General features: G+C 62.2%; 14 protein-coding genes. 8 read left to right on the plus strand and 6 right to left on the minus strand.

Going from position 1 to position 13,315, the window contains the following annotated elements:
- Positions 1-136: 136 nt before the first annotated feature.
- From HJA_RS02525 to HJA_RS02535, 3 genes are all read right to left on the minus strand, one after another.
- On the minus strand, positions 137-895 hold the full coding sequence (locus HJA_RS02525; RefSeq protein WP_035577686.1) for a vWA domain-containing protein: 759 nt from the start codon (positions 893-895) through the stop codon (positions 137-139).
- Between the two features lie 215 nt (positions 896-1,110).
- Positions 1,111-1,818: a vWA domain-containing protein gene (locus HJA_RS02530; RefSeq protein ID WP_051597270.1), complete on the minus strand. Its 708-nt coding sequence runs from the start codon at positions 1,816-1,818 to the stop codon at positions 1,111-1,113.
- 206 nt (positions 1,819-2,024) lie between these two features.
- Positions 2,025-2,918 (minus strand): stearoyl-CoA 9-desaturase, encoded by an 894-nt coding sequence (locus HJA_RS02535; RefSeq protein ID WP_035577687.1) that lies wholly within the window; start codon positions 2,916-2,918, stop codon positions 2,025-2,027.
- A 255-nt stretch (positions 2,919-3,173) separates the two neighbouring features.
- Between HJA_RS02535 and HJA_RS02540 the strand changes: the two genes are divergently transcribed.
- The 5 genes from HJA_RS02540 (at position 3,174) to HJA_RS02560 (ending at position 7,844) form a co-directional block, all read left to right on the plus strand.
- Positions 3,174-4,364 (plus strand): hypothetical protein, encoded by a 1,191-nt coding sequence (locus HJA_RS02540; protein ID WP_035577690.1) that lies wholly within the window; start codon positions 3,174-3,176, stop codon positions 4,362-4,364.
- Positions 4,365-4,692: 328 nt separating this feature from the next.
- Positions 4,693-5,226 carry a thioesterase family protein gene (locus HJA_RS02545; protein ID WP_035577693.1) on the plus strand — a complete coding sequence of 178 codons (534 nt, stop codon included), beginning with the start codon at positions 4,693-4,695 and terminating at the stop codon, positions 5,224-5,226.
- Positions 5,223-6,146 (plus strand): nucleoside hydrolase, encoded by a 924-nt coding sequence (locus HJA_RS02550; protein WP_035577696.1) that lies wholly within the window; start codon positions 5,223-5,225, stop codon positions 6,144-6,146. The genes HJA_RS02545 and HJA_RS02550 overlap by 4 nt, the downstream gene beginning before the upstream one ends.
- Positions 6,143-6,994 carry a ribokinase gene (locus tag HJA_RS02555; protein ID WP_035577698.1) on the plus strand — a complete coding sequence of 284 codons (852 nt, stop codon included), beginning with the start codon at positions 6,143-6,145 and terminating at the stop codon, positions 6,992-6,994. Before HJA_RS02550 ends, HJA_RS02555 begins: the two co-directional genes overlap by 4 nt.
- Before the next feature lie 52 nt (positions 6,995-7,046).
- Entirely contained in the window at positions 7,047-7,844 is a 798-nt protein-coding gene (locus tag HJA_RS02560; RefSeq protein ID WP_035577701.1) for a S1/P1 nuclease, read from the plus strand.
- Positions 7,845-8,000: 156 nt separating this feature from the next.
- Here the strand turns inward: HJA_RS02560 and HJA_RS02565 are convergent, their stop codons facing one another.
- Complete coding sequence (locus HJA_RS02565; RefSeq protein ID WP_155839838.1) at positions 8,001-8,822, minus strand: DUF6946 family protein; 822 nt, start codon at positions 8,820-8,822, stop codon at positions 8,001-8,003.
- Positions 8,823-9,049: 227 nt separating this feature from the next.
- Here HJA_RS02565 and HJA_RS02570 point away from each other — a divergent pair, with 227 nt between their 5' ends.
- The 3 genes from HJA_RS02570 to HJA_RS17755 are packed head-to-tail and all read left to right on the plus strand — an operon-like array spanning position 9,050 to position 10,539.
- Entirely contained in the window at positions 9,050-9,556 is a 507-nt protein-coding gene (locus HJA_RS02570; RefSeq protein ID WP_035577704.1) for a hypothetical protein, read from the plus strand.
- 59 nt (positions 9,557-9,615) lie between these two features.
- Positions 9,616-10,017 carry a curli-like amyloid fiber formation chaperone CsgH gene (gene csgH, locus HJA_RS02575; protein ID WP_035577706.1) on the plus strand — a complete coding sequence of 134 codons (402 nt, stop codon included), beginning with the start codon at positions 9,616-9,618 and terminating at the stop codon, positions 10,015-10,017.
- Between the two features lie 9 nt (positions 10,018-10,026).
- Positions 10,027-10,539 (plus strand): hypothetical protein, encoded by a 513-nt coding sequence (locus tag HJA_RS17755; protein WP_051597272.1) that lies wholly within the window; start codon positions 10,027-10,029, stop codon positions 10,537-10,539.
- Between the two features lie 478 nt (positions 10,540-11,017).
- On the opposite strand, the gene rpoN is transcribed toward HJA_RS17755, so the two are convergent.
- A complete protein-coding gene (rpoN, locus tag HJA_RS02585) occupies positions 11,018-12,508 on the minus strand; it encodes an RNA polymerase factor sigma-54 (RefSeq protein ID WP_035577709.1) in 1,491 nt (496 codons plus the stop codon).
- 18 nt (positions 12,509-12,526) lie between these two features.
- The gene (gene lptB, locus HJA_RS02590; protein WP_035577712.1) at positions 12,527-13,261 is read right to left on the minus strand and encodes an LPS export ABC transporter ATP-binding protein; all 735 of its coding nucleotides are present in this window, start codon (positions 13,259-13,261) and stop codon (positions 12,527-12,529) included.
- Between the last annotated feature and the right edge of the window lie 54 nt (positions 13,262-13,315).

Here is a 13,315-nt window from a genome sequence, read left to right on the forward strand (position 1 = left end):
GACCGGACAAGGCGCCGCGTTGACCCGCAATATACGGGAACAGCCCGCCTCATTTCTGAGGCGGGCTTCCTTTTCCGGGCGCGCGGTTTGCAGGGGGTCGCCGGAGCCGCCCGGTGGAGGTTCGGGAGCCTGGCGCTTACTGGTTCTGGCGCTCTTTCACGCCTTCCTCGTCTGCAAGGGCGCGGTCTTCTTCATTGAACTCGATCTCGGCCTCTTCGCCCTTGCCATAGGCGCGGGATTTCTTGGCCAGCGCCGACATGCTCTCCTGCATGCTGCCTTGGCCGACGGCCATGGTCTTGCTGGCATCCATGCCAACGCTTTCGGCATCGTCGAAGCTCGCAAACTCAGCGCCGAGGAAGACGACTTCCCAGCCCTTGGCCCGGGCCCGGTCCAGCGCAGCTTTCGCACCGTCTTTCGTCAGCTCACGGGAGGAATTTTCGAGTCCGTCTGTCATGATGACAATCACGGCCTTTTCCGGCTGGTCGGCTTCGGCAAGGCTCACCATGCGTCCGATGGCATCGAACAGGGGCGTCATGCCGCGCGGATTGGCTTCGTCGTCGGTGACATTCTTCCAGTCTTCGGCCTTCACACTGTCGCGCAGCACGTCGAACTGCATGCCTTCCTGAAAGTCGAACACGGCGAGCGTGACATCGGTCTCGATGTCCTCGCCGTCGATCTCGCCTTCATCGGCTTCGCCAACACTGGCGGCATAGGCATTGACCGAGCCAAGCGCCTCTTCCCAGATATTGGACATGGAGCCTGTCCGGTCGAGCAGGATATAGGAATGGACCGCCCCCGGATCTTCCGGAGCCTCCGGCAGGATCTTGGCGCTGGCCGTTCCCGCCAGTGCGATGGCGGCGGCTCCGAGTGTGAGTTTTGCGATGAAGGATTTCATCCTGGCGTCCCTTCCAGTTTTATGGCCCAGTTTTATAGCCCAGTTTTATGGCCGGAACCGCCGGCCGCGTGCGTCTGAGGCCCCCACGGCCCGATTGAGATAAACGATCGGTTAGGATTGAGGCGCGTTCGTGGCGGCTTGTTGCCGTTTGGAAGGTAAAAGGCCCGCCGGCGAACCGGCGGGCCTTCCAGTCTGAACGGGTGTTCAGTTTCGGCTTATTTCTTCCGCATAAAGAAGCCTTTTCGCTTTTCACCGGTTCGCTTCTGCACATCCGCTTCGCCCGCCTCTTCGCGGTCGGTTTCGTCGAATTCGACCGGCGCACTTGCCTCCGAGGCATAGTAGATCTGGCTCTTGCGGGCGAGCCGGGTCATCGACTCCGACATCCGCCCCCGGCCCATCGCCATGGATTTGCGCGGGGAGATGCCGACCGCGTCGGCGTCAGAGAAGTTTGCAAACTCCGCGCCCAGGAAGACGATTTCCCAGCCGCGTTTCTCGGCCCGGTCGAGCGCGGCCTTCACGCCCTCCTTTGTGACTTCGCGGGATGCATTCTCCGCTCCGTCGGTCATGATGACGATGACGGCCTTGTCCGGATTGTCGCCCTCGGCCATCGAGATGAGCCGCGCAATGGCGTCGAACAGCGGCGTCATCCCGCGCGGGCTGGCTTCCTTGTCGGTCACCTTCTGCCAGCCATCCGGCGGCACGGCGCGCCTCAGCACATCGAACTGGAGGCCGTCCTGCGCATCGAACACGGCGAGCGTGATCTGAGGCGCGACGTCCCCGGCCTGCCCGGCGATGTTGGCCGCATAGGCATTCACCGAACTCAGCGCCTCGTCCCAGATGGGAGACATGGACCCGGTACGGTCGAGAAGAATGTAGGAGTGTATTTTGGCCGGTGCGTGAGTCTTGTCGTCTGTCTGGGCCATGGGAGTCCCTCCTCTGCTGGCCCCCCGGCCCGTCAGGAGAGATGGGGCGGGCCCCTGCCCGCACAAGTGGCAAAATCAAAAAGACCGGGAGGCTTGCACGCTCCCGGTCTCCCCATTTTGGTCCGCACCCGGCCAGAACCGGCCGCTATATATGGTGTATACATGGTGTATATACGGTGTTTTATATTGCCCTTCGGGGCCGATGGTCAGGCAAATTGCGGCGCGATGCGCAGGTTCCGGACCCAGCCGATTTTCTCCATCGCGAGCAGGATCGTGCCGTTATAATCGACAATCCGGTTCCACACGCCCTTGCGCGGGCGGTGCAGCGCGCTGGTCGGCTCGGAATGGTGATGGTCATGGAAGGCTTCGCCACCGGTCAGCAGGCCGATCAGGTGGTCCGCCCAGATGGGCGTCTTCAGGTGGCCCAGCACGTTGATGCCGTAGACAGTCGCGTGGAACTGGATCGCCCGGCCGATCACGACGCTCGCATGCAGTAGCGCTGTCAGCACCAGCGAGCCGCCCGCCGCCCAGACGATCAGATAGATCGTCGCCGGGATGACGAGGTGCACCACAAGGCTGATTTCATTGTAGAAACGGTCCATCCAGACAATCACCGGCTGGTTCTTCAGCCACATGGCCAGCGGACGCTCCATGTCTTTCTTGTCGCGCCACAGGATCCAGCCGACCCAGGCCCAGCGCTTGGATTCGAACGGGTTGTGCGGGTCGCCCGGCTTGTCGGAGAAGCGGTGGTGCTGGGAGTGGTAGTTCACCCAGTCCTTCACATTGCCCTGCATGGCGATGACCAGGTTGATCATGGTCAGCACCTGCCCCGGCACGGCGAGCTCGCCTGCCCGGTGCTGCAGGATGCGGTGCAGCGGACCGATCCCGGCATTGCAGACAAAAATCGTGAAAGCGATCACGGCAAACGCGATCAGCATATACCACCAGTGGAAGGTGAGATGGCTGATAAAGATCCCCAGCAGAACCATGGTCACAAACAGCGCAACACCCAGGACGGGATAACCAATCGCCGAGAAAAAGCTGGCGAAATTGAAGGTTTTCCAGTTCTTCGGAATGGCAAGGGAGCGCGGCAGGGTCATTCAGTTCCTCCAGATGACAGGCGGTCTTCCGCCGGACCACTGTCCATCCGGCGGGTTAAGAGCATCCTTAAGCGGTGTGCCGCCGCCGTAAAGATGAAACGGGCGTCACGTATGCGTTATTCTGCCCACGCTGGCACCGGACGGCGGGCCCTGCCGGGTCCGGGTGACAGCCGGGGGTGACTGCGACGCGGGGATTCGGATAGACAATCCCCTTGCCGGGGCGCGTTCGCGCCATGCGAACGGGGTCAGAATTTCATGGCGGACGAACGTCTCCTGCAGGCGATCCAGCAGCTTGAGGAACTCGGTGTCGACTTCGAGTCGAGCCAGGACGATACCGAAGTCCGCACGCTGTGCGACCTGACACCGGATTGCCGCGAGGGTGGCGAAAGCTCGCTTATTCTCAATCGCAGGCAAGGTACGTTCCACTGCCCGAACTGCGGATCGGAAGGCAGTTTCGCGGAGCTGGTCCGCCTGAAGGAAGACGTCCGCCGCCAGCGCATCCAGGAGATGCAGCCCCTGCCACTTCATGCCGAAGTGATCGAGGAAAGTGACGCGCCCGTTCCCGCTGTGCGCCCGCAGGTCCAGGATGCCGAGTTCACGCCAGCGCCGCGCAAGGTGCGCCGGAACCTCGCAAAGCACGAAGCGAAAGTGAAAACCCTCGGCGAGGCCGACAAGCTGGAAGAGCGCTTCCCGCACCTCAAGCCGAAAGAGAAAAAGCCGTTCAACGGAGAGAAGTTCATCATCTCCCTGCTGGCGTTGGTCTTTTTGACGGCCGGCCTTGCCGCCGCAGCCCTGTCGGGCTTCGCCAATTATCAGGCCTTTTCCAGCTCGGTCGCCGATCCGCTCCAGTCCGGCATCTGGGGCTGGACCGGCGTGATCGCCGCCGTCATCTCCTTTGGCGGGTTCACCTTCTTCTACTGGCACACGGCCAATCACCGCATGAAGGAAGGCTGGCGCGCGCTGATCTTTGCCCTCGCCGGCATGGGCACTTCCATCATCGGGACCGAGCGTTTCATCGCGGCAAACAACACGGCAGCCGCCGAAGAAGTCGTGCGCGCCGATGCCAATCGCAGCGTGCTGGAATCGCAGATCGCCGACTGGCGCCGCCAGCTGGAAGGCATTCCGCCGGAGACACGCTCGGTCGAAGGGCTTGAAGCCTATCTCTCTGAAGTGGAACGTGTCGGGCGTACGGAGCAGAAGCCCTATCGTGATGCGCAGAATGAACTCGGCCTCGCCAAACGCCGCGACGAATTGCAGGCGAAGATCGAGGCCGCCAATGCCGAATTGCTTGGTTCGGGCGAAGGCAACATCCTGACAGAGGCTCAGACACGCACCAATCTGCCGTCCTGGTTCTTTGCCCTGATGCTGGAGGCGTTCTCAAGCCAGGGCACCTCGATCGGCCTGGTCGCCTTGCTCATCCTCTACGGGCGGCGCAAACAAGCTTAACCCAATCCCTTGTTTTATTAATCATAATTTCCAGACAATTTGGAACGGTCCGGGCGGCACACGCATATGTCCTGCGAAGTTCCAATGCTGGTGCTTCTCCATCTTACCTGCTCAATGGGCCAGTTCAGAACGAACTGGCCCTCTTTTTTGGGCTCAGGCCTGGTTAACGGACCATAGCCCCGCCCCGGCTGGCCCGGCCGGGCTTGCATTCGGCCACATCCGCCTCATAGTCACCCTTGGGAGGACGCCGGGCCGTGCAGCAGAGACTGCAGGGGCCGGGCAACTTTCCGTAATGTCTGGACCTGCCACCAGGAGGCGTTCCGCCCCGATGAATCTGTTCTTCCGGCTCCTCAGGATCATGCTTTGGGCATGGTTTTCAAAGACCCGAACGCACATCCTCGATGTGCACACGATCCGCACCGGCGTCTGGATCGGCGACCATGACCCGATGGGGCATATGACCAATTCCCGGTACGCCTCGATCACCGATCTCGGAATCATGAATTTCATGTTCCGGACCGGCACGATGAAGACGTTCCGCAAGCGCGGCTGGATCCCCATCATCCAGTACGAAGCACTCACCTACTTCCACTCGATGAAGTTTCCCCAGAAGTTCGAACTGCAGACGCGTATGGTCGGCTGGGACGGAACCTATATGTGTTTCCGGCACACATTCGTCTCGAAAGGGCGCACCGTCGCCACCAGCCGCATGATCGCCCGGCTCAGGGGACGGAAAAGGGAAAGGGTAACAGCAGACATGGCACTCGAAGCGCTTGGCATGCCGATGGAAAGTCCGCCGCTGGACAAGCCTTTCCTGGATGCGATTGCGGACCTGCGGGCGGAACGGGCCTCTCACGCATGAGCCTTCCCCTGATTATCGATTGCGATCCCGGCGTTGACGATGCCGTCATGCTGATGATGGCACTGGCGAGCGACGCGTTGGACGTGCGCGCGATCACCACGGTGGCCGGCAATGTGCCGCTGTCGCTGACCAGCCGGAATGCCCGCATGATGTGCCAGCTGATGGGACGGCCCGAGGTCCCGGTCCGTGCCGGATGCCCGCGCCCGATCCTGCGCACGCCGGTGACCGCTGAAGACTTTCACGGGGAAAGCGGCATTGCGGGCCTCGCCCCGTTCGAACCGGACAGGCCGCTCGCTGACGGCCATGCCGTGCCCTTCCTCGTCGAGACACTGAAAGCGGCCGCGCCGGGCGAATACACGCTGGTCGTGACCGGCCCGATGACCAATATCGCCGCCGCGCTGGTGCTGGACCCGTCGATTGCGAAGGGCATCTCCCGCCTCGTCCTGATGGCCGGCGCCGACAGTGAAGGCGGCAACATCACCCCCTTCTCGGAGTTCAATGTCTTCGCAGACCCGCACGCAGCAGCCATCGTGTTCCAGTCCGGCATCCCGGCAACGGTGATGAGCCTCGACGTGACCCATACGGTCCGGGCCGAGCTGCCGCGGATCGAAAGTCTGAAGGCCATTCCCACCGAGCGCGCGGCGATCATGGTGAAGCTGCTGGAAGCCGGCAACGAGCTCGAAGGCCGCTGGAAGGAAGGACGCAAGTCGCCGATGCATGACCCGTCCACGATCGCCTTCCTGCTGGCCTCGCACCTGTTCGAGGCGAAGGCCACGACGGTCAGCGTGGTGACCGAAGAGGGTGAACGCTTCGGCCAGACCTGCCTCCCGGCAGAGCCCGGCGGGCCGCATGACTGGGTCACCACTGCCGATGCGGATGGCTTTTTCGGCCTCATCGCCTCCCTGATGGAGCAGGCATGATTACCGTCGTCGGCTCGATCAATCTCGACATCGTGGCCACCGGCCCCGCTCTGCCGCGGCCGGGCGAGACGGTTGGCGGCGCACGCCTTGCCCGGCATCCCGGCGGCAAGGGCGCGAACCAGGCGCTGGCTGCCCGGCGCCTTGGCGCAGAGGTGCAGCTGGTCGGGGCCGTCGGCGCGGACGACATGGCCGACGAAGCCCTGAAACTGCTGCAGTCAGGCGGCGTAGACCTCTCTCAGGTCGCCCATGTGAATGGTGAGACGACAGGAGTCGCCCTGATCGCGGTCGATGCGACCTCCGGCGAGAATCTGATCGTCGTCTGCCCCGGTGCGAACCATGTGCTGCGCCCGGATGATGTGGCCGATCTGCCGATTGAACACATGATGGGCGTGCTGGAAGTGCCGGTGCCGGTGCTGCTGGCGGCAGCGGAAAAGGCGACCGGATTTGTCAGCCTGAACCTCGCCCCGGCCATGACCATACCGGACCAGCTCATGACCATGGCGGACCTTCTCAGTGTCAACGAGACCGAAGCGGAGACTTATGGTGACCGCCTGATGACTTGCGGCGCGCTGGTCGCCGTCTCGCTCGGGGCGGAGGGCGCGGTACTCTACAAGGACGGCAAGGAGATCGCCCGGGCCGCACCGCCGAAGGTCCAGGTCGTCGATACGGTCGGTGCCGGGGACACGTTCACCGCCGCGCTCACCGTCGCCCTGATCGAGGGCAAGTCGCCAGACGACGCACTCGCCTTTGCCGTGACTGCCGGGGCGCTTGCCTGCACACGGCCCGGCGCCCAGCCCAGCCTGCCGCAGCGCCGCGACGTCGACGCGCTTGCCCTCGGCGGGAAATGACGGCACCTGTCTGGCAAGCTTTCCCTGCCCCGTTCCCTGCCGGAGACCTGCCATGCGCCGCCTGCTGCTCAGCCTCGCCCTTGCCGCCACCATTGCCTCCCCGGCCTTTGCCTGGGGCAAGACCGGGCACCGCGTCGTCGCCGCCATCGCGGACGACTATCTGAGTGACGAGGCCGCCGCGGCGGTGGAAGAGATCCTCGGGCCGGAAAGCATGGCCGAGGCCGCCGACTGGGCGGACTTCATGCGCTCGGATTCTTCAGACTTCTGGCGCCGCGAGGCCAATCCCTGGCACTATGTCACCATCCCCGAAGGCGAGATGTATGCAGACATCACCCCGCCGCCGGAAGGCAATGCCATCACGGCGCTGGAGCATTTCCGAGCCATCGCCGTGGACGAGACCCAGCCGCTGGAACAGCGCCAGCTGGCGCTCCGCTTCATCATCCACCTGGTCGGTGACCTGCAGCAGCCCCTGCACGCCGGCAACGGCACGGACCGGGGCGCGAACCTCTTCACCTGCTATTTCTTCGAAGACCTGACCAATCTGCACGAAGTCTGGGACGAGCTGCTGATCAATTACGAGGAGCTGTCCTACACCGAATGGACCGACTGGCTGACCTCCAAGATCACGGCCGAAAACGTCCTCGTCTGGTCTGCCGCGACCCCCGCTCAGTGGGCCGATGAAAGCGCCGCGATCCGCGACACGATTTATCCGGACCACCAGATCCTCAAATGGGAATATGTCTACCAGACCCGCCCCCTGCTGCGCCAGCAACTCTCCAAAGGCGGCGTCCGCCTGGCAGCGTATCTGAATGAGATGTTTGCGGAGGGGGCTGTGGCGCCAGCGGAGTAGCGGTCCGTCGGCAGCTAACGTTCAATGGCGAGTATTCGCCGGAAGCAGTCACTAAGCTTAAGCCTGAGGCTGGCGCCATCGGGATGAAAAAGTTACGACTCTCAAATGCTACCTAACGTGCTTGTGCCTATTTCATCGCAGGTCTTCTATCCGTCGTCACTGCGCAGCCGGCTCATGAACCCATGCGAGGCGAAGTGAGATACCCTCGACAACGACAGGGTCACTCATCGTTCCAATGCTCGCACCCTTGACGCCGATGACCTCAGCAAAAGCAGCATAGTCATCATACCAACCAGGTTCTGCGCTGAAGTCATGAACCAGCATTGCAGCATGCGGCGCATGATATCGTTTCGCCTCAAGCACGGCCGACGCTGTCCGGTGAAACAGCTGCCATCTCAGATCCCCGCAGTCCTCTTCATCAACGCCAAACAGCTTGCAAGCCCACGACAATCGCGCTGAACGACCAGCCGTCGTGTTCCATCCCGATATCAACTCGCCAAAGGTTTCGCCGGCCTTCGCTTCGACAGCGATAATCCCGAGCGTGCTCTCCAGGCGGCAAACGGCAAGAAGGTCACTATTAGATGGGCCCCTGTCCGTATCCAAGGGTGTCGCATGTTCGAAGAAGCCAGACACCAGTTCAGCGTTTTTCCATTCTGGCGCCACATTTAGCGTCGCACGCACGAGCAGAGGCAGGCCCCCTTCCTTTTGAAGATTTCCATTGACCCAGGAGTGGGCCGCCTCATACGCCGAACGCCCCTTCTTCCAATGAAGTTCCGGATCTCTCAGCAAAGGCTGGACCGATTCAGGCTTAAGCAATGGGGCGGCGTAGAGACGAGGATAATTTTTCATTTTTTGATTGATGATGAGCCGACAAGAAAAGGCAAGAGCTTCGGAGGAAGCAAGCGGCCAGCCCCGTGCCGGACTTCGCCGGAAGTGGACAATGGCAAACGACGCTACGCGATCTTTACGAACCAACACGTTTCGGATGCGGCCATATCCGTGGTGTCTTGGACAAACCCGAGCTTGGGGCCAGCGCGCTCATGACTTCTATTTGTCTACGGAGGGATGCTTCCAGCCTTGGCGGGCCGCGAACATGAACGAAGCTGAACCGGCCATTCAAAGCGCATTCAGTACGAAGCCGTCATTCCTGTGCGGGATCGAGCCACACCTCAACCAGGCTCGAGATGAAACCAGGAGTCAGAAACATGAAACGTCTTCTCACCACTGCCGCTGCGGCCCTTATGGTATTCAGCCTCGGCGCCGCGCATGCGGACCCCCGCAACCGGGTGCGTGTCGACCAGTCCGGCTATGGCAACGGCGCCGCAGCTGCGCAGCAAGGCGACCGCAACGGCACCGTCATTGTGCAGGGCGGCCGCGGCCAGTATGCGCGCGGCGTCCAGTCCGGCTACAACAACTTCCTCCGCATGGACCAGTACGGCACGCGCAACAGCGTCGGCACTGCCCAGATCGGCGAGAACAACTTCGCCGTGACCGGGCAGGACGGCCTGAACCTTCGCGCCGACACGCTACAGACCGGTTATGGCAACGTATCCGGTATCGCCCAGATCGGTACCAACAATAGGGCCGTGGCAGACCAGGACGGCTACAACAACACGTCCGGTATCATTCAGGTCGGCAATGGCCAGGATGTGACGGTGCGCCAGCGTGGCGAAGGCAACATCTCCGTAGTCGTGCAGAGTGGCTACAACTGACGCCTCGCGCGGGGAGGCCGATGCGCCTTCCCGCAACACCCGCCCAAGGAGACACGCAGATGAAAATCCCATTGATTGCGGCTGCGCTCGCGGCGGGCACGGCCTGCGCCGCGCCGGTCCCTGCCTCGACCTACGAACTGTTGCCGCCGGACGAAGCGCGCGCAGAGGCCGCACCGGCTGCGTCTGCTGACTGCTGGATCCGCGAAACGAAGACAGCCAACGGCGTTCGGATCGAAGCCGTCGTGCGGGCGAATGACGCAGTATACGGATCTTATGATTTCAGTATGACGTCGTACGGTCCTGGCGGTGGGACTGACGTGACGCAAGGCGGCGAGGTCGACCTGACGCACGGCAAGAGCGCCACCGTCGGCTCGGCGGAATTCTCCGGCGGGCACTACCGCGCCTTTCTGACCCTGCGCGATGCGGGCGGTGAACTTTGCTCGGCTGAACAGCTTTCCTAGGAGACCACGATGATCCGTTCCCGCAAGATGATGCTTGCCAGCCTGGCGCTCGCTGTCTTTACGATACCGTTAGCCGCATACGCCGATCGGGGGCGAGGATACCCGAGGCAATTCCCGGGTGACCGGCTGCGCGAGCAGAGCGTGGTAGCGCCGGCGGCTGCGTTCAACCGGGTCTCCGTCGTGCAGCAAGGCAGCGGCAACGGTGCCGGCGTTCTGCAGACGGGCAGCGGAAACACCGCCAGCATCCTGCAGTTCGGCCGGGGCAATACCGGCGTGATCACGCAGGAGGGATCGGGAAACACGGCGTGCCTCATCCAGGCGGGACGCAATCTCAACGGATCCATCCAGCAGGTGGGCGAAAACCAAAGCAGTGGCTTGCTGCAAAACCGCTGGGGCTCCGAAGTGGTACCGGTGCAGCTGTGTTCAGCCGATACGACACGGCGGGATCTGAAAGACTATGCGACGCCAAATCCGCGAGCTGATGTGCGCACGCGGGCGCGACCGATGGCCCAGCGGCAATAGGCACCGGCGTGGGCTAGTGCCCGGAACCACAATTGACTGTTACGTCGGTGTTTAAATTTCCGCTGGCGGAGCTTGGTCTTTGTCCAGATGAACGGAGCGGCGCCTTCATTGTAAGAACCGATAATAACACCGATGTGATCTTTCAGTTGCAGGACGGATGTACCGGATGTGCCCGCAAGGGATTTTTCCCGCAGGGTCGAGAATCACTTATCGACCTGATTGAGCCATGAGGCGATCGTCGGCGTGAATTGGAAGTGTACGTCTGGATGACGCTTCAGCCAAGCCTCATTCCCTTTATGGATTCTTCAAGATCCTTCCGTCCAGGCAGAGAAAAGGTATCTTTGGCTCAACATCAGCGAGGGTCGAAAGCAAAAGCCTGAACTGGTTAACGAAGCGATGTCGCTGTGCCGGCGGCGGCGTAATGTCCACTTAGGGTCATTTGCGGCCATCCGCGACCAACGGCTTGAGGCCCCTGTCCTCAACTCGCCCTGTTAATCCGGCGGCGTTGGACGCTGGAGGGGATGTTCAGGCTTTCGCGGTATTTGGCGACCGTGCGGCGGGCGATTTCGACGCCGTAGCCGGTGAGGATCTCCACGATCTGGTCATCTGACAGAACGTCTTCCGGGTCTTCCTGATCGATCAGCTGCTTGATCCGGTAGCGGACGGCCTCGGCGGAGTGTGCCTCCCCGCCCCCGGTCGCCGGGATGGCGGCAGAGAAGAAGTATTTCAGTTCAAACAGCCCGCGCGGTGTCGACATGTATTTGTTGGTCGTCACACGGCTGACGGTCGATTCGTGCATCTCGATCGCGTCGGCCACCTGTTTCAGGTTCAGCGGACGCAGATGCGCGACACCATGCGCAAAGAAGGCATCCTGCTGGCGGACGATCTCGCTGGCGACTTTCAGGATGGTGCGGGCGCGCTGGTCGAGGGACTTGATCAGCCAGCTGGCCGAGGCCGCGCATTCGGAGATGAATTCCTTCTCCTGCTCGCGCATCTTGAGCGCTGAGACTTCGGCATAATAGGCCTTGTCCATCAGCACGCGGGGGAGCGTGTCGGAGTTCAATTCGACGGCGAACATGCCGTTCGGCAATTCACGCACATAAACGTCCGGCTGGACGGCGATGGTCGTGTCGGAGGAATAGCCGGCGCCCGGTTTGGGGGAGAGCTGGCGCAGCTCCGACATCATCTCCATCAGGTCTTCCTTGCCGACACCGCAGCGGTCCGACAGGGTTTTCAGATCGTGCTTGGCGACGAGGGCGAGGTTTTCGATCATCGCTTCCATGGCCGGGTCATAGCGGCCGCGCTCTTTCAGCTGCAGCGCCAGGCATTCCGGAATGGAGCGGGCCATCACGCCCGTCGGCTCAAAGCCCTGACAGACCTGAAGCACGGCTTCGACATTGGCTTCGTCGGCGCCGAGGTCCTTGGCGACCTCTTCGACCGTCGTGCGGAGGTATCCGCCCTCATCGGTCTCGTCGATCAGGCGGGCCGCGATCAGGCGGTCGGCGGCGGAGAGGCCGGCCAGCTGGAGCTGTTCGTGCAGGTGCTGGTTCAGCGTCACATCGGAGGATGCGTTGGAGGCCGCGTCGAAATCGTCGCTGGCAGGCCCTGCCCCGATGCCGGACCAGTCGGCCTTGGCGGAGGGGCCGGAAACGCCGGCCGGCATGGCATTGTCGGAGCCGGTGCCCGGCTCGTAGACGTCCTCGCCGGGGGCATCCAGCTGCTCGCGTGCCTCACCCATGCCGGAGCTGTCGTCGAGCGACATCTCTTCACGGCGGGCCGGCTCGCTGCCTTCGCCGGGACCGTCATTGTCTTCGGCCTTCTGGAGCAGCGGATTGCGCTCGATCTCGGCCTCGACGAATTCGGCAAGTTCCTGGTTCGACAGCTGCAGAAGCTTGATCGCCTGCTGCAGTTGCGGCGTCATCACCAGGGACTGGCCCTGGCGCATGTCGAGTGATTGTTTCATGGCCATAAGCCGCGCCCCCTGAGATCAAGCGGCGAACTGTTCACCCAGATAGACCCTGCGCACGTCCTCATTCTGCAGCACGCTTTCCGGCGAGCCGTTGAAGAGCACTTCACCATCATACATCACATAGGCCCGGTCGACGATCTGGAGCGTTTCGCGCACCTGGTGGTCCGTAATCAGGACGCCCAGGCCACGCTGCTTCAGGTAGCGGACAAGGTCGGAAATGTCGGAAATGGCAAGCGGGTCGATACCGGTGAACGGTTCGTCCAGTAGCATGAAGCTCGGACGTGATGCGAGTGCGCGGGCGATCTCGACACGGCGGCGTTCGCCCCCCGACAGGGAGGTGGCGGCCTGGTGGCGCAGATGTTCCACATGCAGTTCGCTGAGCAGGCTGTCGACCTGTGCCATCCGGGCGGCGCGGTCTTTTTCGACCAGTTCCGCCACAGCCAACACGTTTTCTTCCACCGTCATGCCCCGGAAAATCGAGGCTTCCTGCGGAAGATAGCCCACGCCGAGGCGTGCGCGCTGATACATTGGAAGACGGGTTACGTCCTCGCCGTCGATCGAAATCGTCCCCGAATCGACGCCGATAAGGCCCATGATCATGTAAAAGCAGGTCGTCTTGCCGGCCCCATTGGGTCCAAGCAGGCCAACAACTTCCCCGCGCTGAAGAGAAAGCGAGACATCCCGCACGACCTGTCGCTTGCCAAATGCCTTGGCAATATTCTTAACGACAAGGCCTTCGGCCGGCTCGGTCATCTTTCTCCGGAATCCCTTTCAGTGCGGGCGTTGTTGCCCGGGAGGACTGTTACC

The sequence above is a fragment of the Hyphomonas jannaschiana VP2 genome, from assembly GCF_000685215.1.
GTDB lineage: Bacteria > Pseudomonadota > Alphaproteobacteria > Caulobacterales > Hyphomonadaceae > Hyphomonas > Hyphomonas jannaschiana.